General features: G+C 56.7%; 22 protein-coding genes. 15 read left to right on the forward strand and 7 right to left on the reverse strand.

The genetic code is table 11. The annotated features are described in order from the left end of the window. Window positions 1–8 precede the first annotated feature (8 nt). A complete protein-coding gene (locus RBB77_RS22620) occupies window positions 9–1,145 on the reverse strand; it encodes an acyltransferase family protein (protein WP_353063960.1) in 1,137 nt (378 codons plus the stop codon). Between the two features lie 311 nt (window positions 1,146–1,456). On the opposite strand from RBB77_RS22620, the gene RBB77_RS22625 reads away from it, so the two are divergent. From RBB77_RS22625 to RBB77_RS22635, 3 genes are all read left to right on the forward strand, one after another. Continuing rightward, window positions 1,457–2,623, forward strand: a complete 1,167-nt coding sequence (locus RBB77_RS22625; RefSeq protein ID WP_353063961.1) for an acyltransferase family protein — start codon at window positions 1,457–1,459, stop codon at window positions 2,621–2,623. 189 nt (window positions 2,624–2,812) lie between these two features. Then, window positions 2,813–3,985 (forward strand): methionine adenosyltransferase, encoded by a 1,173-nt coding sequence (metK, locus tag RBB77_RS22630; RefSeq protein ID WP_434557087.1) that lies wholly within the window; start codon window positions 2,813–2,815, stop codon window positions 3,983–3,985. 150 nt (window positions 3,986–4,135) lie between these two features. Continuing rightward, window positions 4,136–5,065 (forward strand): transglutaminase-like domain-containing protein, encoded by a 930-nt coding sequence (locus RBB77_RS22635; protein WP_353063962.1) that lies wholly within the window; start codon window positions 4,136–4,138, stop codon window positions 5,063–5,065. Here RBB77_RS22635 and RBB77_RS22640 read toward each other — a convergent pair. Both RBB77_RS22640 and RBB77_RS22645 read right to left on the reverse strand, forming a co-directional pair. Then, a complete protein-coding gene (locus tag RBB77_RS22640) occupies window positions 5,047–5,556 on the reverse strand; it encodes a DUF3455 domain-containing protein (RefSeq protein ID WP_434557088.1) in 510 nt (169 codons plus the stop codon). The two genes, RBB77_RS22635 and RBB77_RS22640, sit on opposite strands and share 19 nt — an antisense overlap. Before the next feature lie 146 nt (window positions 5,557–5,702). Continuing rightward, window positions 5,703–7,118: a C45 family peptidase gene (locus RBB77_RS22645; RefSeq protein WP_353063964.1), complete on the reverse strand. Its 1,416-nt coding sequence runs from the start codon at window positions 7,116–7,118 to the stop codon at window positions 5,703–5,705. Between the two features lie 101 nt (window positions 7,119–7,219). Between RBB77_RS22645 and RBB77_RS22650 the strand changes: the two genes are divergently transcribed. The 4 genes from RBB77_RS22650 to ahcY all read left to right on the forward strand — a co-directional run bounded on the left by RBB77_RS22650 (window position 7,220) and on the right by ahcY (window position 11,695). Then, on the forward strand, window positions 7,220–8,347 hold the full coding sequence (locus tag RBB77_RS22650; RefSeq protein WP_353063965.1) for a bifunctional transcriptional activator/DNA repair enzyme AdaA: 1,128 nt from the start codon (window positions 7,220–7,222) through the stop codon (window positions 8,345–8,347). 58 nt (window positions 8,348–8,405) lie between these two features. After that, complete coding sequence (locus RBB77_RS22655; RefSeq protein ID WP_353063966.1) at window positions 8,406–8,708, forward strand: hypothetical protein; 303 nt, start codon at window positions 8,406–8,408, stop codon at window positions 8,706–8,708. A 16-nt stretch (window positions 8,709–8,724) separates the two neighbouring features. Further along, window positions 8,725–10,038: an MFS transporter gene (locus RBB77_RS22660; RefSeq protein ID WP_353063967.1), complete on the forward strand. Its 1,314-nt coding sequence runs from the start codon at window positions 8,725–8,727 to the stop codon at window positions 10,036–10,038. A 208-nt stretch (window positions 10,039–10,246) separates the two neighbouring features. Next, on the forward strand, window positions 10,247–11,695 hold the full coding sequence (gene ahcY, locus RBB77_RS22665; RefSeq protein WP_353063968.1) for an adenosylhomocysteinase: 1,449 nt from the start codon (window positions 10,247–10,249) through the stop codon (window positions 11,693–11,695). A 130-nt stretch (window positions 11,696–11,825) separates the two neighbouring features. On the opposite strand, the gene RBB77_RS22670 is transcribed toward ahcY, so the two are convergent. From RBB77_RS22670 to RBB77_RS22685, 4 genes are all read right to left on the reverse strand, one after another. Further along, window positions 11,826–12,164, reverse strand: a complete 339-nt coding sequence (locus RBB77_RS22670) for a hypothetical protein (RefSeq protein WP_353063969.1) — start codon at window positions 12,162–12,164, stop codon at window positions 11,826–11,828. Window positions 12,165–12,332: 168 nt separating this feature from the next. After that, the gene (locus RBB77_RS22675) at window positions 12,333–13,070 is read right to left on the reverse strand and encodes a DUF4397 domain-containing protein (RefSeq protein ID WP_353063970.1); all 738 of its coding nucleotides are present in this window, start codon (window positions 13,068–13,070) and stop codon (window positions 12,333–12,335) included. A 239-nt stretch (window positions 13,071–13,309) separates the two neighbouring features. Then, a complete protein-coding gene (locus RBB77_RS22680) occupies window positions 13,310–15,934 on the reverse strand; it encodes a SpoIIE family protein phosphatase (protein WP_353063971.1) in 2,625 nt (874 codons plus the stop codon). A 112-nt stretch (window positions 15,935–16,046) separates the two neighbouring features. After that, window positions 16,047–16,355 carry a ComEA family DNA-binding protein gene (locus RBB77_RS22685; protein ID WP_353063972.1) on the reverse strand — a complete coding sequence of 103 codons (309 nt, stop codon included), beginning with the start codon at window positions 16,353–16,355 and terminating at the stop codon, window positions 16,047–16,049. A 67-nt stretch (window positions 16,356–16,422) separates the two neighbouring features. On the opposite strand from RBB77_RS22685, the gene RBB77_RS22690 reads away from it, so the two are divergent. The 8 genes from RBB77_RS22690 (at window position 16,423) to RBB77_RS22725 (ending at window position 21,889) form a co-directional block, all read left to right on the forward strand. Further along, entirely contained in the window at window positions 16,423–16,599 is a 177-nt protein-coding gene (locus RBB77_RS22690; RefSeq protein WP_353063973.1) for a hypothetical protein, read from the forward strand. Window positions 16,600–16,683: 84 nt separating this feature from the next. Continuing rightward, a complete protein-coding gene (gene hisI, locus RBB77_RS22695) occupies window positions 16,684–17,025 on the forward strand; it encodes a phosphoribosyl-AMP cyclohydrolase (protein WP_353063974.1) in 342 nt (113 codons plus the stop codon). Then, window positions 17,022–17,903: an ATP phosphoribosyltransferase gene (gene hisG / locus RBB77_RS22700; RefSeq protein ID WP_353063975.1), complete on the forward strand. Its 882-nt coding sequence runs from the start codon at window positions 17,022–17,024 to the stop codon at window positions 17,901–17,903. The genes hisI and hisG overlap by 4 nt, the downstream gene beginning before the upstream one ends. Before the next feature lie 35 nt (window positions 17,904–17,938). After that, window positions 17,939–19,198 carry a histidinol dehydrogenase gene (hisD, locus tag RBB77_RS22705; protein WP_353063976.1) on the forward strand — a complete coding sequence of 420 codons (1,260 nt, stop codon included), beginning with the start codon at window positions 17,939–17,941 and terminating at the stop codon, window positions 19,196–19,198. Next, entirely contained in the window at window positions 19,195–20,349 is a 1,155-nt protein-coding gene (hisC, locus tag RBB77_RS22710) for a histidinol-phosphate transaminase (RefSeq protein WP_353063977.1), read from the forward strand. Before hisD ends, hisC begins: the two co-directional genes overlap by 4 nt. Next, on the forward strand, window positions 20,349–20,948 hold the full coding sequence (hisB, locus tag RBB77_RS22715; RefSeq protein ID WP_353063978.1) for an imidazoleglycerol-phosphate dehydratase HisB: 600 nt from the start codon (window positions 20,349–20,351) through the stop codon (window positions 20,946–20,948). The genes hisC and hisB overlap by 1 nt, the downstream gene beginning before the upstream one ends. Window positions 20,949–20,992: 44 nt before the next feature. Continuing rightward, window positions 20,993–21,604, forward strand: coding sequence for an imidazole glycerol phosphate synthase subunit HisH (hisH, locus tag RBB77_RS22720; RefSeq protein ID WP_353063979.1), 612 nt, complete (start codon window positions 20,993–20,995; stop codon window positions 21,602–21,604). 3 nt (window positions 21,605–21,607) lie between these two features. After that, complete coding sequence (locus tag RBB77_RS22725) at window positions 21,608–21,889, forward strand: biotin/lipoyl-containing protein (RefSeq protein ID WP_353063980.1); 282 nt, start codon at window positions 21,608–21,610, stop codon at window positions 21,887–21,889. The last annotated feature ends 1 nt before the right edge of the window (window position 21,890 follow it).

Consider the following 21,890-nt stretch of genomic DNA (forward strand, 5'->3'; position numbering starts at 1 on the left):
CTCGCGCTCTAGCGCGCTTGGGGAATTCGCTGCTTCAAGAGCATGATGGGATTCTCAAAGTATCGCTTCGATAAGGTTGCGAGCAAAATGGCGACACCATTTGCTACGCAGAACCGGAGTAGAAGAGCACCCGCATGGGTCAGGTAGCCATCACCGAAGATGCGATCGTAGAACATTTCGCAAAGCATATGAATAAGGTAGAGTCCGTAGCTTATTTCGCTAAAGAAAAGAAGAAATCCCAACCCTTTTTGAATCGGCTTCTTTCGATAGGCATAGAGCATCAAGATCAACAGTCCGCCGGTCAAGAACTCCAGCATAGAGTATCCGAGGCTAGCTCCCACTGCGTCCCCTTTGATTGTGCTGCCCATATTCGACAGGACCAGCAGGATCAAGCCAGGAATGCAGACGGCAGCTGCGCCGATGTTGCGAAGTGCTCTAAGGGATACCCTCTGGGACCTGCAGAGGATGGCGATTGCGGATCCCACCGCGAGATTATCACCAATCATGAATGTTTTGCTGAAGATGTCGGCCTTGGACACGCTAATCGTAATTCCTCGCAGGACAGGACAAAACAGAATTATCGCCAGACAGAAAATGAGCAAACCTTTCTTGTGAAGTTGGCGGTACAACCACGGCCACACCGCGTAGAACTGCTCTTCCACCGCCAACGACCACAAAACTGGGTAGATCGCAAAGGAGCCATGTAACAACAGCCTTGGCCAGTTGGCTAGAAAAAGAGCGCACACTGCGAGGTAGCTCAGCGACGTAGTCCGGGTTACTCCCAGGATGATCAGAATCAAAAAATACGCAGGAAGGATACGCAAAGCGCGGCGAATGTAGAAGCGTGAATAGAAGTTTGGCTTTGCGTCCGAGTCGATCAAATTTCCTGTAATCAGGAACCCGGAGAGAGTGAAAAATAGATTTACGCCGGTCCAGCCGAAAGCGGTGAGATTGAATAGGGACTCGGCAAACCGGTTGTGCCATGGAAAGAGAGGCACGCTGTAGAAGAAGCCGTGAAAAAAGATCACGGTAAGGATTGCGGTTCCACGGAGGAGGTCCACGCCGGGCATGTGCCGCACAAGTACAGCATTCGCCTGATCTGGTCCAGAAACTGAACGTTCAGGTCGATCGAGCAACATCTCCATCGAGGCCTCCGCCACGCCGTTACGTTTTGATAGCTGATAAATGATAACGAACTCACATAGTCAGTAATACCTCGATTGAGGTAATCAATCATTGCGGTGTGGAAGTTTACGCTGCACGGCAGGTGATCCCTTAGCGACTCAGGTGTCTGAGTCTTGATCGCGTCTTGAAGGGGGACTCCAAAGGATCACTCCTGCATATACAATTTGGTCGTGTTTGAGTGGGGAGATCCATGGTTTCGCCGCACTGGTGAATCTCACGATCCCTTTATCAAATAACAGCGGATAAAAAAACTCGAGGAAGAAGGCCAAGTTTGACCGAAGCACCTGTTCGACATGTGCGAGGCTACCTTCCTACCCTGGATGGATGGCGGGCGCTGGCGATCCTGGCGGTGATATCTAACCACGACATCGTGCATCGTGTTGGGTGGGTGTCAACGCAGTGGTTCCATTACTACGGCGCACGCGGGGTAGATCTGTTTTTTGCCTTGAGTGGGATCCTAATCTGTACGCGGTTGCTCGAAGAAGAGCAGATCAGGGGCCGGATCGACGTAAAGGGTTTTTACATTCGGCGGGTTTGTCGCATCCAGCCTGCGGCGTGGGCTTACCTGGCAGTTATAGGCTTGCTGATGCTGTTTCATGCGATCGGGGCAGAGCCGCGCGGCATACTTTATTCGGTACTGCTGATACGGAACGTACTGCCGCTGCACTTTGGACCGGGGTCTTGGTACACGGCACACTACTGGTCGCTGTCGGTGGAAGAGCATTTTTATCTGCTGCTTCCGGGTTTTCTGCTGCTGTTTCGCCGATACCGTATCCGGACGATGGCGGCGGCGGTGGTGTTGCTCGAGGTGTGGCGAATTGTTGTACTTCGGCATCCGCGACTGCAGTTCGGTTGGCTGCTTGAGTTTCGAACCGATCTTGCGGTCGAGGGGATTTTGCTGGCGGCACTTGTCGCGCTGCTGCTTCGTCGTTCGGAGGTGCTTGCGTGGCTTCAACGGTGGCTGCGGCCATGGGTAGCGTGGATAATCGCTGCGGCACTCTGGAGCGCGGTGACGTTTCACCAGGGGCGGTTTAATCACTTTGCGTGGATCTGCATTTATCCGCCGATGATTGTGAGCACGCTGGTGCATCCGACCTCATTAACCGGACGGATGTTGGAGCTGCCACCCTTGCGATTTATCGGGAGGATCTCTTACAGTCTTTACCTCTGGCAGATGCTGTTTCTTACGCATTACGTGACACTCCCGGCGGCTCGCTGGCGACCACTGCAACTGGTGCAGACGACAGGGCTGAGGTATGTTGCGATGCTGGGATTCAGCTTGGCGAGCTACTACCTGCTGGAGAAGCCGATGATGCGGCTTGGCCACAGATTGGCGAAACCTGCTACGCCGGGACGGGACGGTCTTGAAGACTCGAACCAACCGAGGGCTGAGGCCCGAGAAAGTGGTGTCCGTCCCGAGACCTGGCTGATTTCATGAGGGTTATGGCTTGAGACGGCTGTAAATCTGCCTGCTGACCCGTTTACTGCCGGATTCGACATTTCAGGAGCCGGGGCTCGCGGATGGCTGTCGAACTTTGGCATGGGGATCACATCCTGCGTAAAATAGGGGAGTCATCTCAAGAGCCGGGTTCGATTCCGTTCTGAATCTTTGTTGGAGGAAATTATTTTGTCAAAGCGCGACCGTTTTCTGTTTACCAGTGAGTCAGTGACCGAGGGGCATCCGGATAAGATTGCGGATCAGATCTCCGATGCGATTTTGGACGCCTGCCTGGCGCAGGATCCCTATAGCCGCGTGGCGTGCGAGACGCTGACCTGCACGGGTCTGGTGGTGATCGCGGGCGAAATCACGACGAAGGCTTATGTCGATTTTCAGAGCCTGGTGCGCGGGACCGTTGCCGCGATTGGGTATGACAACGCGCTGTATGGGTTCGATTCGAATACCTGCGCGGTGATTTCGACGATCAATAAGCAGTCTGGCGATATCGCCATGGGTGTTGATACTGGCGGAGCCGGCGACCAGGGCATGATGTTCGGCTACGCGACCAATGAGACTCCGGAGCTGATGCCGACGCCGATTTCGCTGGCCCACAAGCTGGCTTTCCGGCTGAGCGAGGTTCGCAAGAATGGCCTGATGGCGTACCTGCGGCCGGATGGCAAGAGCCAGGTGACGGTGGAGTACGACTCCAACCACAAGCCGAAGCGGGTGGATGCGGTGGTGATTTCGACACAGCACGCGGAGAACGTTGGAAACGAAGAACTGCGCTCGGACATTTTGAAGAACGTGATTCAGGCTGTGATTCCTGCGGAGTTGCTGGACCAGGATACGAAGTACCACATCAATCCGACGGGCCGGTTTGTGGTCGGCGGACCGATGGGCGATACGGGTTTGACGGGTCGGAAGATCATCGTCGATACGTATGGCGGTATGGGCCGGCACGGCGGCGGAGCGTTCAGTGGTAAGGACGCGACGAAGGTGGACCGTTCGGCAGCGTACATGGCGCGGTATGTGGCGAAGAACATCGTCGCGGCTGGGCTGGCGGATCGTTGCGAGGTGCAGTTGGCCTACGCGATCGGTGTGGCAGAGCCGGTGAGCGTGCTGGTGGATACTTTTGGCACGGGCAAGGTCGATGAGACGAAGCTTGAAGAGCTGGTTCGGAAGAACTTCTCGCTGACGCCGAAGGGCATCATCGAGGGTCTCGATCTGCGCAAGCCGATCTTCAAGGCGACCGCTGCTTATGGTCACTTTGGCCGCAAGGGCGAGAGCTTTACGTGGGAGAAGACCGACAAGGCTGCTGCACTGGCGCAGCAGGCCGGGGTCAAGCAGTTGGCTTCCAACTAGATTTTTCTTTTGGATGGATTTGAAAGTGGCGGGCCTTCGGGCCTGCCTTTTCTTTTTGTGGTGGAGATTCGAGAGGACGGGGTTAGACTGCTGGCTATCGCTTAATTGCATCCCACTTAAGACCAACCCCTGTTGAAAAGAGGGTTTTCGATGCTTGTTAAGTCTGAATTCGACATTCAATTTCATCTTTCCGTGCCTACGCCGATGATGGCGATGCTGCACCTGCACCCGTCGCTTGAGCCGCAGGTGAGAGCTGGCAATGAGCTGGCGGTTGAGCACATCGACCTCGAAACGAAGGCCAACATTCCGGTCTCGGAGTATCGCGATGTGTTTGGGAATCGGTGCACTCGGTTTGTGGCGCGGGCGGGCGCGATTCGCTTGAGCGGGACGAGCGTTGTTGAGATGGAGGGGCTGGCCGACCCAATCAACGCTCATGCGAAGCAGGTTCCGGTGGAGAATTTGCCGTCGGAGGTGCTGCAGTATTTGCTGGCTAGCCGATACTGCGAGGTCGACAAATTTGGACCCATCTCGCAGGATTTGTTCGGATGGATGACACCTGGATGGACGAAGGCTTCAGCGATTCGCGACTGGGTGCATGAGAAGGTGATGTTCAACTACAAGACGGCGAGGCCGACCAAAACTGCGATGGATGTTTTTACCGAGCGGATTGGCGTGTGCCGGGACTATCAGCATCTCGCGATTACACTGTCGCGGTGCCAGAATATTCCGGCGCGATATGTGACGGGGTATCTCGGGGATATTCGCTGGCCCTATAGCGGGCCAGGGGATTTTAGCGCCTGGTATCAGGTGTTTTTGGATGGACGATGGATGACGATGGATGCGCGGCATAACGAACCGCGGATTGGGCGGGTGTTGATGGCCGCGGGGCGGGATGCGGCAGATGTGGCGATTACAACTTCGTTCGGGAATGCGGTTTTGACTAACTTCTATGTCGATAGCTATGAGGTGCTGGAGGATGGGACCACTGTGCCTACTCTGCCGGGCACGATCGCGCAGGAGCCTGTGGTGACGTCCGCGAATCGTGGCTCGGCAGGGGCGGTTCAGGGTTTGGCGGAGTAGAAGGTGTAGGTGGCGGAGTAGGGGACGCGGGCTGAGGCGTTGAGGTGTCCGGCGTCACAGGTGGTGGTGGGTGCGATACCGCCGTGAGTGTCGGAGCGGCGAATGTATTCGACATGAGACATGACGCCGGAGCCGGTGGGGGTGGTGGCTTTGAGGAGAAGCCAGGGGATGGCGTCGGGGTCGGGGGATGCGGATTTTTGGAGGACATCGCCTTTGACGGTGCTGCCGTCCTTTGATTTCCAGATGGGGCCTGCGCCGTGGGTGCCTATCGGAGCTTCGGAGGAATCAGTGAGGATGGCTTCGGGCGCCTGAAAGATCCATTGCGAGTTTGCTGGGCCCTGCTGGCAGATGTAGATCTGCACGCCTTTGCCGGTGACGGTGAGGATGGGGTGCTGGTCGGATGGGGGTTGCGTGTGGTCTTGAGCTTGTGCGACGAGTGAGAAGGCTGAGCACGTTGTGAGGAGAAGGATGGTTCGAATCACGCTTCGCATGAGACTGAGTCTAAAGTGGTTACTTCGCTGGTGTATAGCCTTTGAGGACGAAATTCATGTCTCAGTATTGAGACATTGGGAACCCGTATCTTCACCATTGCGCTTTCTCTGATTTGCTTAAGCGTGTGCAGGTTGTTGGAGCGTTTTTATGAGCCTGGGTGTTGGGTAATGGTAAACGTGCTCCATGGGCCAGCCTTCATGTCGTGGAGGACGGGCGCCTGCCAGTTGAACTCGGGATGCGCGGCGAGGAAGGGTGCCGCGATGAAGTCTTCGCCACAGGGATGGCCCGCGCGGGCGATGAAGCTCATGTGTTCGGCCATGGCGGCGTCCATGACCTTGCCGGTTACGGCTCCGCTGGGGGAGTACGGTGGCGAGTCCCAGGCGGGTTCGGGATCTTTGGAAGCGTCTTCGTGGCCGCAGAGGCTGCGACGGGCGGCGACTACTTTGTGATCGTAGCTGTCGTAGTGGTCGGAGAGATACTGCTCGGCAAGGGCGGTGTCGAGTTGGCCGAGATGCTGCTGGACGAACTCTTCGGCACGGACGTGGCGGGCGTTCATGGTGCTCTTCATGTCGTGGGTGTCGAAGCCGGGAGTGTCGTCGCGGATGAGGTCGGGATTGACGGGGAAGTTGGCGCTGACGAAGTAGCCGGTGGTTTTGCGGGTTAGAGGCGTGTGCTTGAGGCCGAGTTCGAGATAGGCGATCTCGTTGGTCTTGCGGTCACCGACGAGCCAGGAGTTGGCGTAACCGCCGTTGTTGCCTTCGCGCATGAGGGAGACGAACTGATCGATGTTGTTGGCGTACTGCATGGCTTTGCGGGCGCGGATGAACTCGGGGACGCCGGAGGGGTTCCAGCCCTGGAACATGGGGAGGGTGGTTTCGGTGATCATGATGCCGGCGGAGTTGACGCCGAAGTCGTCGCCACTGTGGATGAGGCCGGGGCTGCCGTCCATGAGGATGCGATTGCCTTTGGTGGGGACGATGTCGAAGACGGTGGTCCAGCGCTCGCCTTCCATGTAGGCGGACCAGTTGCTGTGGGCGATGACGATCTTGCCGTCTTTGGTGGCGGCACCGGTGGCGATGAAGGCGCTGCAGCGGCCGGGCGCGACGAGAGCGGCTGGGGCGGTTTTTCCCTGCTGCTTTAAGAGCCAGGGGATGTAGTAGTCGGAGACCTCGAGGTGTGCGTTGAGGGCGACGATGTCTAGGATGTCGATATTTTGGCCCGCGGCTTGGACGCCGTCGGCAATGCCCTGCAGTTCGGCGAGATACTCGGGTTCGATGCGGGGCATGATCTGGTTGTGGGCGATCGCGCGGAAGTAGGTCCAGGGCTTGCCTGCTTCGTGGGTGTTTTCGAGCTCGATGGTTTGCAGGTTGTCCGCGATTTGGGGGGCGAGGTGATAGCCGTGCTGGAAACCGATTTCGCTGGGCGTGCCTTCGAGATGGATGTAGGTCCAGCCATCTTTTTGGAAGGTGTAGGAGTTTTTGAGGCGGGGGTCTGATGGCTGGGCGAGAGCGGCAGTAGAGATAAACGCGGCGAGGATACAGGCAGCAAAGCAGAGGCGCATCCCGGGGTTCTCCTGTTCTGGGTTGCGATGAGGATACATGATGTGAGTTTGGGTGAACGAAACGGAGTGTGGGGATTTTCGAGGGATGGGAGGATACTGGAATGATAGAGACAATCGAGATGACGAGTGCGATGAAGAGCGATGTGGTGGTTCCGAGCTACTTTCCCGGGAAGCAGTGGCAGCAGGTGCTGGGGAGGGATGCTAGTGCGGATGGGCAGTTTGTGTATGCCGTGAAGACGACCAAGGTTTATTGCAAGCCCAGTTGTGCGAGTCGGCGGCCTTCGCGGAAAAATGTGACGTTCTTCCCTACCCCGGCGCTGGCTGAGGCGGCTGGATATCGTGCTTGCAAGCGGTGTGAACCGGACAGGGCCGAAGCGAAGCCGGATCCGCAGGCAGGCGCGATTGCGGCGGTGACGGAGTATATGCGGGAGAACGCGGACTCCGAGACGCGGACGCGGTTGGCCGATGTGGCGAAGGCAACTGGCGTGGGAAGACTGACGATTCTTCGCGGGTTCAAGCGTGTGCTTGGTGTGAGTCCTGGGCAGTATGCGAAAGAGGCGCGGTTGGAGCGATTCAAGAGCAAGGTGCGGGAGCCGAAGAAGGCGAAGGCTCCGATTACGGATGCGATCTATGAGGCGGGGTTTGGATCGAGCAGCAGGTTGTATGAGAAGAGTGCGGCGACGCTGGGGATGACTCCGCGAGTAATGCGGGAGGGTGGGGCTGGGTTGCTGATTCGGTATTGCACGGCGGCTAGTCCGCTGGGGAGGATGCTGGTGGCGACGACGGATGTGGGGATCTGCTCGATTGCTTTTGGGAAGGATGATAAGGAGTTGGTCGCTGGGCTGCGGGAGCAGTTTTCGAAGGCGCAGCTTGTGGTGGCTAAGGGGAATACTGGGTGGCTTGCGGATGCGGTTGCGTTTGTGGCGAGTCAGCTTGGGGAGCATCCGCTGGCGGCTACGTTTCCGCTGGATGTGAGAGCGACGGCGTTTCAACAGCGGGTTTGGAAGGCGCTGCAGGCGATTCCACGGGGAGAGACTAGGAGTTACTCGGCGGTTGCGTTGCAGTTGGGAGCGCCGACGGCTTCGCGCGCCGTGGCAGGGGCTTGCGGGGCGAATCCGGTTGCGATTGCTGTGCCTTGTCATCGCGTGGTGGGTAAGGGTGGGGAGTTGACTGGGTATCGATGGGGAGTTGAGCGGAAGCGGCGGCTGCTGGAGGCAGAGCGGGCGTAGGGGGCATGGTAGGCTCCGGAGTGAGTCTGCGAAGATTGCGTGCGAGGATAGGTGATTCGTGAGTGCTGTGCTGAGTAAGGCGATACCTGACAGCGCAAAGAAGTGGCTGATAGCAAGTCTCGGCGTGCTGCTCTTCTCTCTGGTGCTCGTGTTGGGGGATATTGTCGCGGCGTTCGTCTACTTTGCCGACAAGACCAATCCGCTTTGGGTGACTTTATTGGGTGTTGCTGGAGCATTGGGAGTTGCAGTGGGATTTGCTGGATTTTTTCTGCTGATGGCGATAGCGGGTTGGAGATCGCTTTGCGAAGCGCGGCGGGTGCAGGTGATTCCTCCTGTGCATCATGGTGGATCGAGCAGCTAGAACCAAAAGGAACGGGATGGTCTTGACAGTCGCTGTGGATGGACGAGCGCTTTATTCGAAGATTACGTGGCGGCTGATTCCTTATATTTTTCTGCTTTACATCGTGGCTTACCTGGACCGGGTGAATGTGGGGTTTGCTGCTTATGATCTGCAGCGGGATCTTCACTTCAGCAATACGGTGTATGGGACCGGGGCGGGGATTTTCTTCCTGGGTTCGGTGCTGTTCGATCTGCCGAGCAACCTGATGTTGATGCGCGTGGGGGCGCGGATATGGATCGCGCGGATAATGATCTCGTGGGGCGTGATCTCGACCTGCATGATGTTTATGCACTCGAAGGAGTCGTTTTATGTGCTGCGGTTTTTACTTGGGGTGAGCGAGGCAGGATTTTTTCCGGGCATGATTATTTACCTGACGTATTGGTTTCCTACGCAGGAACGGGCGCGGGCAGTGGCGAAGTTTATGACGGCTACTTCGCTGGCTGGCGTGGTGGGTGGGCCATTGTCGAGTTATTTGCTGAAGCTGGACGGCGTGGGCGGCTTAGCGGGGTGGCAGTGGTTGTTTGTTTCGGAGGGAATTCCTACTGTTTTACTGGGGATTTCGGTGTTGTTCGTATTGAAGGATGGACCCGCCAAGGCGACCTGGTTACAGCCGGAGGAGCGGGTTTGGCTTGAGGGTGAGTTGCAGCGGGACAGAGAGCGGTTCGGTGCTTCGACGCATCATCGATTGCTGGATGCATTTCGTCTGCCGGCGCTTTGGGTGTTGGCTGGTGTGTATTTTGTGAGCCAGGTGGGCGTTTATATTGTGAATCTCTGGATGCCGCTGATCCTTCAGAGCTTCTCTCATGGCGGAGAGAGGGATGCGATTTTGATTGCGCGTTATGCGACGTTTCCTTACCTTGCGGCAGCGGTGATGACGGTTGTGGTGGGATGGAGTTCCGATAAGCGGAATGAACGTCGTTGGCATATTGCTGGATGTCTGACGCTGTCGGCGCTGGGATTTGCGTGGGCGGCGTGGGCGCACGCCTTGGTGTTTGCGCTGTGCGCGATGACGCTGGCGGCGATTGGGCTGTGGAGCATGATGGGACCGTTCTGGACTTTGACGACGAGTATGCTGAGCGGAACAGCAGCGGCGGGGGCTGTGGCGATTCTGCAGATGGTGGGTGGAGCGGGTGGATTTGCAGGACCTTATGTGACGGGGCGGTTGCGGGATGCTACGCAGAGCTTTACCGGGGGGCTGTATTTGATCGGCGCGATGGCGCTTGGCGCTGCGGCTTTGGCGTTGGTGGCGAGAAGTAAAGAGAGCGGGCCGGTTGTGGAGAGTAACCGTTAGGTTTTTGGGGCACAATTCTCTGTAATCATCTTGCGTTTCAGGAGATGAAGGTTGTGAGGAATTGACGAAATAGAGCCTGCTATCTCACTGAAAATAATCAGAAAGAGTTTGAACTGCTCAATCGGCGGGAAGCTTATTTCACCGGGGAATAATGGTTGCGATGGTATTCTGGGTTGAGTAAAAATTCTGCATTTTGAGGTTTCACACTATGGCGACGGCGACGATCGATAGGGCAGCGGGATCGGTGGATTACAAGGTTGCAGATATTTCTCTGGCGGATTTTGGCCGGAAAGAGATTGAGATCGCCGAGCAGGAGATGCCCGGCTTGATGTCGATCCGCAATAAGTACGCCGCGGGTAAGCCGCTGGCTGGCGTTCGCGTGACGGGCTCGCTGCATATGACGATTCAGACGGCAGTGCTGATTGAGACGATGGTGGCGCTGGGTGCGAATGTGCGCTGGGCGAGCTGCAACATCTTCTCGACGCAGGACCATGCAGCGGCTGCGATTGCTGCAGCAGGTGTGTCGGTGTTCGCGTGGAAGGGCGAGACGCTGGAGGAGTTCTGGTGGTGCACGAACGAGTCGCTGAAGTTCCCTGACGGGAAGGGCGGACTGCTTGGGCCACAGCTTGTGATCGACGATGGCGGGGATGTGACGCTGCTGATTCACAAGGGCGTGGAGATGGAAAAGGGCGACAAGTGGGTTAGTTCGCCTTCGAGTTCGACCGAAGAGGATGTAATCAAGGCTTTGCTGAAGAAGGTGCACGCAGAGCACCCGACGCGTTGGCAGGATGTGGCGAAGGAGTGGCGCGGCGTTTCGGAAGAGACGACGACCGGTGTTCACCGGCTCTACAAGATGCTCGAGAAGGGCACGCTGCTCGTTCCAGCGATTAACGTAAACGATTCAGTTACAAAATCGAAGTTCGATAACCTGTATGGCTGCCGCGAGTCGCTGGTGGATGGGATCAAGCGCGCGACCGACGTGATGGTTGCGGGTAAGGTAGCCGTGGTTTGCGGATATGGCGATGTGGGTAAGGGCTCGGCGGCTTCGCTGCGCGGGCTTGGAGCACGCGTGGTGGTGACGGAGATCGATCCGATCAATGCGCTGCAGGCGGCGATGGAAGGCTATGAGGTTACGACGATCGAAGAGACACTCGGTCGTGGCGATATCTACGTGACTTGCACGGGCAATGTGGACATCATCACCGTCGAGCACATGAAACTGATGAAGGATCAGGCGATTGTGTGCAACATCGGCCACTTTGACAATGAGATCCAGATGGAGCCGCTGAATGCGCTGAAGGGCGTCAAGAAGCTGAACATCAAGCCTCAGGTGGACAAGTACACGTTCGAGAGCGGCAACAGCATCTTCGTTCTTGCTGAAGGCCGTCTAGTGAATCTGGGTTGCGCGACTGGGCACCCAAGCTTCGTGATGTCGAACAGTTTCGCGAATCAGACACTGGCGCAGCTTGATCTGTGGAAGAACAAGGATACGTACAGGGTTGGGATCTACATTCTGCCGAAGAAACTGGACGAAGAGGTTGCACGGTTGCACCTGGAGAAGATCGGCGTGAAACTGACGACGCTCTCCAAGAAGCAGGCGGACTACCTGAGCGTTCCGGTGGAAGGGCCTTACAAGGCAGATCACTACCGGTACTAGGCTTCAAGTAGAAACAAATGCCGCTGAGGAGATTCCTCGGCGGCCTTTTTGTTTTGCTGCATCACGAGAACCAGGCAGGCTGATTCAGGATTTCAGTGCTTCAGTGGAAACTTGGGGAGGGAAAGATCGACTACCGCACTTTGGCGTTGTGCTTATCACGGTAGATGCGGCGAGACTCCTGATTCTGCTGCTTGTGAATGGTCTGGCGATCGGATTTGGTGAGATGGCCGTTGTCCTGAGCGCGCATGCCACGCTCTTCCCTGTTGATTCCCGACTCTTGATGCTCAAGCCGGGAGGTTTCGCCGGCGGTAAGCTGGCCGCTCTGAACGCCCTGACCGATACGCTGCTGCTGATCGGCTTTGCGCTGGTTGATGTTGTAGTCGTTCTGGCCGGGGGTTGGGGTCTGGGCTAGGATGGCTGCCGGGGCAAGAGTAAGAGAGGCGATGAGGGCAAGTTTGGTGAGGTTCATAAGGACGCTCCGTAGTTTTCTGCGGTAGCTTTGATCTTGCTGCTACCGCTTACGGAGGGAATAGACACAGGGATATTGGGAGTGTTGTGGCAAATCTAAGAAGTATATTTTTGCGAAAAGGCGCGACTTTCACACGCTCGTTGGGTATGCGCGAAGCCTGGTGTGGGATCAGTTGGTGACGGGATCGAAGTCGCTGGCAGTGATGACCTGAAGGCCTGGGGTTGAGGGCAGTTCCTGGTCGATGAGAATCATGGTGTGGGCTGACGTGGCGGAATAGGTGACCTGGGGGCCTGTGTATGGTGCGGCCATGGCGCTGGAGGGGGTGGTTCCGGTGGGCAGCATGACGAGAGAGTAAGTGCCGGTGGGGATGTTCAGGTAGCCGGTATTGCCTCCGAAGAGGAGGTTGGTCACGAGGGGAGTGATGGTGGTGACCTTCTGGCCGGCGGGGACTAGATAGATGTCTGTGGCGCCTGGGCGCGTGACCTGATCGATGAAACGGAGCGCGATCTCACCGGAGGGAGCGGGCTGGCTTTGATCTGTGAGTGTGAGCTGCTGCATGTTGGCGGCTGCATTTCCGATGAGCACGGTGTATTGGCCAGAGGAGGCGAAGTTTGTTTTGCCTATGGAGAGAAGTTGCCTCGTTCCGGCGGTGTTCGCGGCGATCGTGTCGCTGCCGGGCGAGAGCGGAATGTACGAGGTGACAGTGCCGAAGCCTAGATTGTGGGCGAGTGGATTGGAGCCCTGATAGATGTCGAGTCTGGGAGCGTCGGGGGAGACGGTGACGACACGAAGTTGGGGTTGGGGAGCGCCGCTGACGATCGCGCCGCAGCCGGTGAGGAGGATGAGAGTCGCGGCAGCTGCAGCAACGCGAGGGGCGGAGCGGACGAGATGAATGAGATTGAACATGAACCGTCGACTCGTTGGCATCAAGTTGATTGAGAGCTCCGCACTGCATCAACTTTACTTGATTTAAGAACGCAGGCGGCGATGGAGTAGATGAATGAAATGACTAATATGTGGGATTACGGCGAATCGCCAAATTCCGGCTGCGATTGTTGTGATTGCGATGTGCCGTTGAGGTAGATGGTTACGCGCTGAGACGACGGTCTGTTAAACAGGTGTGGCTGAAGGCAAGATTCCACCGCTTACTGCACGGATGGGCGTCTGATGGTGCAGACGAGGAGGGTCATGTCGTCGTGCTGGGGAGCGCCGGCGGTGAATTTATCGGCAGCTTCGAAGATGCAGGTGAGGAGCTGATCGGCGGTGGTTTTGCAGTCGGGCCGATTGAGAAGTTGGTGCGCTGAGGCGAGCATTCTGTCTTCTCCCCATTCTTCGTCCTGGTGGTTCATGGCTTCGGAGATTCCGTCGGTGAATGCGATGAGGACGTCGCCGGGGTGAAGCTGGAGAGTTGCCTGATCGTATGCGGCGTCCGCGAGCAGGCCTACTACGGTTCCTGTCGGCGGGAGCGCGATGGTTTCGGTGCCGCGGAGAATGTAGGGCGGATTGTGGCCGGCGTTGACGTAAGTGAGGAGATGCGTGAAAGGGTCGTATTCGGCGTAGAAGAAGGTGGCGTAACGGCTGGAGGTGGAGGACTGGAACACAATTTCGTTGACGCGGGAGATCAGAGTGCCTAGATCACCTTGACGAAGTCCAGCGATGCTGCGGAGGCTTGCGCGGAGACTTGCCATGACCAAGGATGCTGAGATGCCTTTGCCTGAGATGTCACCGAGGGCGAGAGCGAGAGGGGCTTCGTTTTCGGAGGTTGAAGGAAGGAGAAAGAAGTCGTAGTAGTCGCCGCCTACGATCTGAGCTGGGCGACAGAAGCCAGCGAGATCGACGCCGGCGACTTTGGGACGGATCTGCGGGAAGAGGCGCTCCTGAACCTCACGCGCGATCTCGAGTTCGCGGGAGATGCGTTCGCGCTGAGTGACCTCGGTGGTGAGGTTTTGAAAGAGTTCGGCGTTTTCAAGAGCGAGGCCGGTTTGGGAGGCGATGGTCTGGAGGAGTTGGCGGTCAGTCTTTGAATACGGTTCTTCAGAGCTTTTGGGGCCGAGAGCGATGACACCGGCGAGACGAGTGCGTCCGGGTAGCGGGACGAGGAGTTCGGTGGAGAGATCGTTGAGGGCGTTGCGTTCGGCGTCAGTGGCATCGATGAGCCAGCTGGAGGGGTCGTCGCGATAGACGTTGGCGGGGGTTTTGGCTCGGCTGAGCGCTGTGATGGTGGTGGAAGCCGCGGGAAGGGAGAAGAATTTGTTGCCGTTCGGGGCTATGGGCATTCCAGTGGCTAGTTGGAGATGATAGTTTTCGCCGGAGCGAAGGAAGACGGCGATGCGGTCGATGTGGAGCGTGGAACCGAGACGGCGCGTGATCGTTTCAAGGAGAGGGGTGACTTCGGTAAAGTTGCGGGCTTCGTCGGAGAGCTCGGAGAGAAGTTGCTCCGTGGAGTAGGCCTCACGGAAGAAGCGCTGGTCGATCCACTGTTGCAGACGCTTGGAGAGGAGAAAGCGGAAGGCGAAGAAGATTGCGATGATGCACAAGATTCGGATGATGTCGCTGCGTTGATGGTCAGGATGCCGGAAGAAATCGTTGAGGGAGAAGGCCATCCAGATGGCGAGCACGACTCTCAGAACGGTGAGAGATTCACGGGCGAAGGCGTAGCGAGTTCCCTGACGGATCATGATGCTGAGGTCCATGGCGCGCTGGACGACAACAACGTAGGCGAGGGAGAGAGGGAAGAGAAGAAGAATCACGAAGGCAGTGATGTCCACCCATTGTGGAATGTTCTGGCCGACGTCACTTCCCTTATAGAGAGAGTAAAGAAGCAGGAGGAAAAAGGGCGTCAGTCCAATGCAAGTTCCGAAGTAAAGAATGCGGAGCCGGCGGCGGGCGTCTCCCGTGGCTTGTTTAATCTTCGGACCGAGATTGAAGAAGAACCACGTAACGGCGAGGAAACTGAGAATGTTTTCAATTACATTGATTGGGTTGAGATAGGGAACCAGCCATCGAATGGCGGCGAAGTTCCACATGTCGCCGTAGAAGTAGAGGAGGTCTGTGGGGGCAAGGAGAAAGATCGGGATGGCTATGAGCCATTTGACCCAGGGACGCTTGATATCGATTGCAGACCGCTCGGGAAAATATATACCGAAGAACATGAGGCAGACCGGCATGGCGGTTTGGGCTGCGACATTCCAAAATAAGCAGATCGGAAGAATGAACGATCCGACAGTCTGCATTGGATTGATAAAGAGGGCCTCGACGTAGCCGAGGATGCCGAGAATCAACCAGGCATTGGGATTTCTTGGACGAGCGAAGACCACCCAGAGGCCGATAAGAAGACAGAAAAAAGGCAGAACGGCGAACGTCAAACGGGCTGCGATCCCGAGAGGCGAAAGCTTCTGCGGTAGGCTACGCGCAAGGTGGATGGTAGCCGATTGGATTGGCTTGTTGGCTTCGCGACGATAGGTAACGGTCATTGAATCGCCCGGAGCGGAGCTGCGCGTTTGAGCAAGGAGAACGCTTCGACTGCTATACGGTTGACCGTTAATAGTGAGGATGGTGTCGAAGGGGCGGAGGCCGGCAGCGAGCGCCTCTTCCTGGAGGTTGGTCGTGGTCGCGAGGCGCAGGCCGCTTTCGAAAGGAGGACGTGCGATTGCATCGCCGTGTGCCAACAAATTGAAGTTCATCCGTGTGCCACCGTACGCGTGTAAAAGCGCAAGCGCGGCTACGAGGGCGAGAAGAAGATATTGGATGCGTGCAGATCTCTGGGGCATAGGCCAGTTGGAGAGATGGTAGCAGCGGTTTTGAGGTTCGGTCGTAAGGAGAATGAGCTAAATGAGACAGGCATCGTGTCCGATGCCCGTCCAGGCGGGCCGATTTTACTGCCTATTTTTTGGGGTGGCTGGCGATGATCTGGTCCTTGATCTTGTTGTATGTGGCCTGCGGGAGAATGCCCCGGGTAACGAGCTGATTCTTAGCGGTGTAGGGGCGGCCGTCGATGATTCGTTTCGAGTAGGCGTCGCCGATTCCGGGGAATGCCTTGAGTTGGTCGGGCGTTGCGGTATTGATGTCCAAGGGCGCTAAGGCTGCGGCAGCGGCGGGAGTCCCGGCTTTGGAGCCCTGAGCGGCGGAGAAGACGGGCGCGACCGCGAACAGGAGCGCAGTGGCGAGGAGTTTGTGGCGAAGATTTAGCATCGTGGGTCTCCTACTTTGGGCTGAATGCTTTACAGCGGAAGAGTACGAGAGTGTTTGGGCTGCGTCAATGAACAAGTTTGCGTTTGGTGGGCTGGAAGCGCGGGTGCCGAGTCTGGGTGAGGTTGACTTATGTAGGACTGACCGCTACCCTGAAGGGGAGATGAGCAGACTGCACCTCCATCATGGCCATTCGCATCATCACGCAAAGAGCGTGTTGGCGGGTGTGTCCGGAGTGGCGAAGTAACGACGCTTACTAAGGATTTCGAAAGGCCCGCTGACGCGCATACCGCGAGCGGGCCTTTTTCTTGCGTACATGGGGAGGAGAGAGATGATCGACGTAGTGAAGATTGATTTTGCGAAGATGGATGGTCTGGTTCCGGGAATCGTTCAGGATGCGAAGACTGGCGAGATGCTCATGCTCGGTTTTTTGAACGAAGCGAGCTATGCGAAGACGCTCGACAGCGGGTTTGTTACGTTCTGGAGCCGGACTCGGCAAAAGCTTTGGATGAAGGGCGAGACCAGCGGGAACCGGCTGAGAGTGATTGAAGCGTCGACCGATTGCGATAACGACGCGCTGCTATTCAAAGTTGAAGTCGAAGGTGACGGATTGGTTTGCCACGAGGGCACAGTGAGCTGCTTTACGAAAAATATTGCGCTGGAGGCACGGTGAGCGAGACGAATCGATTGAAGCTTGGAATACCGAAGGGCAGTTTGCAGGACGCGACGATTGCGCTGTTTGAGCGGGCCGGATGGAGGATCTTCGCGAATGGCAGGAGCTACTTCCCTTCTGTCGATGATGCAGAGATTGAATGCATGCTGGTGCGGGCGCAGGAGATGGCGCGGTATGTGGAGCATGGAGCGCTAGATGCTGGACTGACGGGCAATGATTGGGTGCTGGAGAACGAGACCGATGTGGAGTATGTCACAAGTTTGACGTACTCGAAACAGAGCCGGCAGAAGGTGAAATGGGTGTTGGCGGTGCCGGAGGATTCGCCGTTCCAGAGGCCGGAGGACCTGGCGGGAAAGACTATTGCCACGGAATTGGTCGAGTTTACGAAGCGCTACTTTGCGGGAAAAAACATTCCAGTCACTGTGGAGTTTAGTTGGGGCGCGACTGAGGTAAAGCCGCCTATGCTGGCGGATGCGATTGTCGAGGTGACGGAGACGGGGTCGTCGCTGCGGGCGAATCGGCTGCGGATTATCGAGACACTGATGGAGAGCGAAACTCAGTTGATCGCGAATAAAAAAGCTTACCAAGACGCATGGAAACGGGAGAAGATCGAGAATATCTCGTTGATGCTGAATGCGGCGATTGCGGCGCAAGGACGAGTCGGACTAATGCTGAACGCAAGGAAAGTTGATCTGGATGTGATTATCGGCGTGCTGCCCGCGTTGAACTCGCCAACCGTATCGCAGTTGAGCGATCAGGAATGGGTGGCGCTGAATACGATTCTGGATGAGGCTCTGGTGCGCGAGGTGATTCCGAAGCTGAAGGCCGCGGGAGCTACGGGGATTGTTGAGTATCCGTTGAGTAAGGTTGTGCTTTAGGAAGTTTGGTTTTGTTTCGGCAATGGAGTTTTGCGATGAAGCTTGTAAAGACCTTTGGCCGCGGCAAAGCTGCGGCAGATGCATTGATCGAGTCGCTGGAAGGGCGAGGCGCTCTGAACACGGCGCGTGTTGAACCAGCGGTGCGAGGCATTCTTGCAGGAGTGCGAAAGGGCGGCGATCGAGCTCTACTGAAGTATGCAGCTGAGTTCGACGATCTCGCGAAAGGACAGGCGTTGCTCGTGTCGCGTGATGAGATGAAGTCTGCGTGGGATTCGACTGCGCCGGCGCTACAAGCTGCAATGATGGTGGCGCGAGGAAATATTCTTGCGTTCGCGGAAGCTCAGATGCCTCAGGAGTGGACGATGTCACCCGTCGATGGAGTGAAGACGGGACAGATTGTGCGGCCCCTGGGGAGTGTTGGTTGTTATGTGCCGGGTGGACGGTATCCGCTGCCTTCGACGCTATTGATGACGGTTACACCGGCGCAGGTGGCTGGGGTGGAACGGATTGTGGTGTGTTCGCCGAAGCCTGCAAAAGAGACGATGGCTGCAGCATGGCTGGCAGGAGTAACGGAGTTTTATCGGGTAGGCGGGGCGCAGGCGATTGCGGCAATGGCTTATGGCACGGCTATGATTGAGCGCGTCGATAAGATCGTCGGGCCGGGAAATCTCTACGTAACCGCAGCAAAGATGCTGGTTGCGAATGACTGCGGCATAGATATGCCTGCAGGTCCAACGGAGATCGTTGTGACCAGCGAAACAGGGGATGCTGCTGGTATTGCGGCTGATTTGATTGCGCAGGCAGAGCATGATCCTGAGACGTTGGCTGTGCTCATTACGACTAAGGAAATCTTAGCGAGGGATGTTGCGGCAGAGGTGAAGTTGCGGGCGCGAGATAATGGGATTGCGAAGCAGTCGTTGGCAGCGCGAGGATGTGTATTTGTAACTGCGACTGTTCGCGAGGCGCGGGAGCTGACGAATCGGTTTGCGCCGGAGCATTTGACTGTCGATTCGGTGGCGGATCTGAAGTGGGTTCGAAATGCGGGATCGGTTTTTGTAGGGGAATACGCTCCGCAATCGATGGGAGATTACGTCTCTGGCCCGAACCATGTATTGCCAACTGGGCGCGTAGGACGGGTCCGTGGTGGATTGAGTGTGATGGATTTTGTAAAGGTGATTACTGTTCAGGAGTACACGCGTGCGGGATTGATGAAGATGGGTCCCTATGCGATTGCACTGGCTGAAGCTGAGGGCCTGAACGGACATGCAGAAAGCGTGAGAGTGAGAATGCAATGAGTATTGCCACTAATCCTGTTACAGAAGTGAAATCAGTACGAGCGCGCAAGGCTGTTCAGGAGATGCCGGAGTACCATCCGCCGCTGGCGGGACGGGATGCTTTGCGTCTGGACTTCAACGAGAACACGTTTGCGCCTTCTCCGCGGGTCATGGAGAGGTTGTTTGCACAGACAGGTGAGAGACTCACGAAGTATCCCGAGAGGGAGCCTGTGGAACGGATCGTTGCAGCCCACTTTGGGTTGAAGCCAGAGGAGGTGCTGCTGACTAACGGCGTCGATGAGGCGATTCATCTGATGTGTGTGGCGTTCCTCGAGGCGGAGGATGAGGCCTTGATTGCGACCCCCACATTTTTCATGTACGACGTAAGCATCCAGATGATGACCCCGCACCTGAGGAAGGTGCAGTCCGATTCCACGCTGGGGTTTCCTTTCGAGCGTTTTATGGCGGCGATTACGGAGCGAACGAAGCTGATCATTGTAGCTTCACCCAATAATCCGACGGGTGCGGTGGTGAGCAGAGACCATTTGTTGGCGATTGCGGCGACTGCGCCACAGGCGGTGCTGATGGTTGATGAGGCTTACTACCATTTTGATGGGGAGTCGGTCATGAACGATCTGGCGACTCTGCCGAACGTGATTGTGGCACGAACGTTCTCGAAGGCTTATGGGCTGGCGAGTCTGCGGATCGGCATGCTGGCGGGCAATGCAGAGCTGTTGAAGTATGTGCGGAAGGTTAGCTCGCCGTACAACGTGAATGGGGTGGCGCTGGATTGCCTTTCGGCTGCGATAGAGGACGAGACCTACCTGGCATGGTATGTGGAACAGGTGAGAGTTGGCCGTGAGCGGATGATGGGTGGATTGGCCGAGTTGGGCGTGCCGTATTTCCCTAGCCACGCGAACTTTGTGCTGATGAATATTGGGCCAAAGCACAAAGAACTTGTGCAGGCGATGCGAGCACGCGGCGTATTGCTCCGAGACCGGTCTACCGATCCGGGTTGCGATGGATTTGTGCGCATCACGATTGGGGTGGAGGAGCATGTAACACGAGGATTGGACGCACTCAAGATATGTCTCGATGAGATCGGCTGGAAGAGCCGACGTGAAGAATCAGCGCATGATCCAATCGAGGACGGGGTCAGGGAGTTCGAGTGATGTCTAAGAGTGTGAGAACCGCAACGATCAAACGGAATACTACGGAGACGCAGATATCTTTGAAGCTCGTTGTCGATGGACAGGGCGTGTACAAAGTGTCGACGGGGATTCGCTTTTTTGATCATATGCTGGAGCTGTTTGCGCGCCATGGGGGATTCGATCTAACGCTGAAGTGTTCGGGTGATCTGGATGTCGATCAGCACCATACCGTGGAAGATGTGGGAATCGCTCTAGGCGAGGCGTTCGGCAAAGCGCTGGGCGATAAGAAAGGAATTATGCGCGCCGGATACTTTGTGATGGCGATGGATGAGACGCTCGCCGTGGCTGCGGTGGATCTAAGCGGCCGCGTCTCCTATGTCGTCGATGACAAGGTGAAGGTACGATTGGTGGGAGATTTTCAGAGTGAGTTGCTCGCTGATTTCTTCGATGGCTTTGCGCGCGGGGCCAAGGCGAACGTGCATGTGAAGACGATGTATGGACGGAGTAATCATCACAAGATCGAGGCGATCTTCAAGGCGTTTGCGCGGGCTCTGCGCGGGGCTTGTTCGCGGGACGAGCGAATGAGGGAGATGCTACCGAGTACCAAGGGATTGCTTTAGCTGAAATTTCTTCTTCGTCTGCGTGGGATAGTAAGGCTGCTTGAATGATTGCGATCATCGACTACAAAGCGGGGAACCTGACCAGCGTTGTGAAGACGCTGAACTACCTTGGCGCGCGGGAGATGGTGGTGACTCAGGACCCTGCGGTGGTGGCGGGAGCGGCAAAGGTAGTGTTGCCTGGTGTTGGACATTTTCAGGCTACTTCTTTGCTGCTAGAGCTTGGGTTGACGGATGCGGTGCGTGAGAGTGTTGCGAAGGGCGCGTGGTTTCTCGGGATCTGTGTTGGATTGCAGTGGCTGTTTGAGGGTTCGACTGAGGCTCCAGGTATGGCTGGGCTGGGCCACTTCAAGGGGGCATGTGAGCGATTCCCTTCTCTGTTTGACGGCGCGGAGTTGAAGTCGCCGCATGTTGGATGGAATTCGTTGGAGAGAATACGGATGGATTCGAGGTTGATGCGCGGGGTGGAGAGTGGCGGGTATGTTTACTACACTCATTCCTGGCGAGCCCCGGTCATACATGCAACAGCGGCGGTTACAGAATATGGCGAAGCGTTTACGGGAGCGGTCGAGAAAGACAATGTGATGGGGGTGCAGTTTCACCCGGAGAAGTCGAGCGTGGTGGGATTACAGGTTTTGAAGAACTTTTTGGAGTTGTAGATCATGCCATTTATGTATGAGTTGAAACTTGCAGCGGAAGAGCCTTCGTATACGTTTGTTCAGCGGCTGGTGCCTGCTGGATCGCTGGTGGGAACGGGGCAGGCGGTTTGTACCTTGACGGATGGGGAGATGGAGTTTCATGTGCTTGCCCCGAGGCAGGGTTTGGTGGTTGAGTGGTTTGTGGAGCATGGCGCGGTGATCGAGAATGGGGACTCGCTGGCTCGGATTGTGTGTGAGGGTGAGCAGGTTGCGGTGGCTGACGCGGTTCCGCAGAGGTTGGGTTAGT

Source organism: Tunturibacter psychrotolerans (assembly GCF_040359615.1).
In the GTDB taxonomy this organism is placed as follows: domain Bacteria; phylum Acidobacteriota; class Terriglobia; order Terriglobales; family Acidobacteriaceae; genus Edaphobacter; species Edaphobacter psychrotolerans.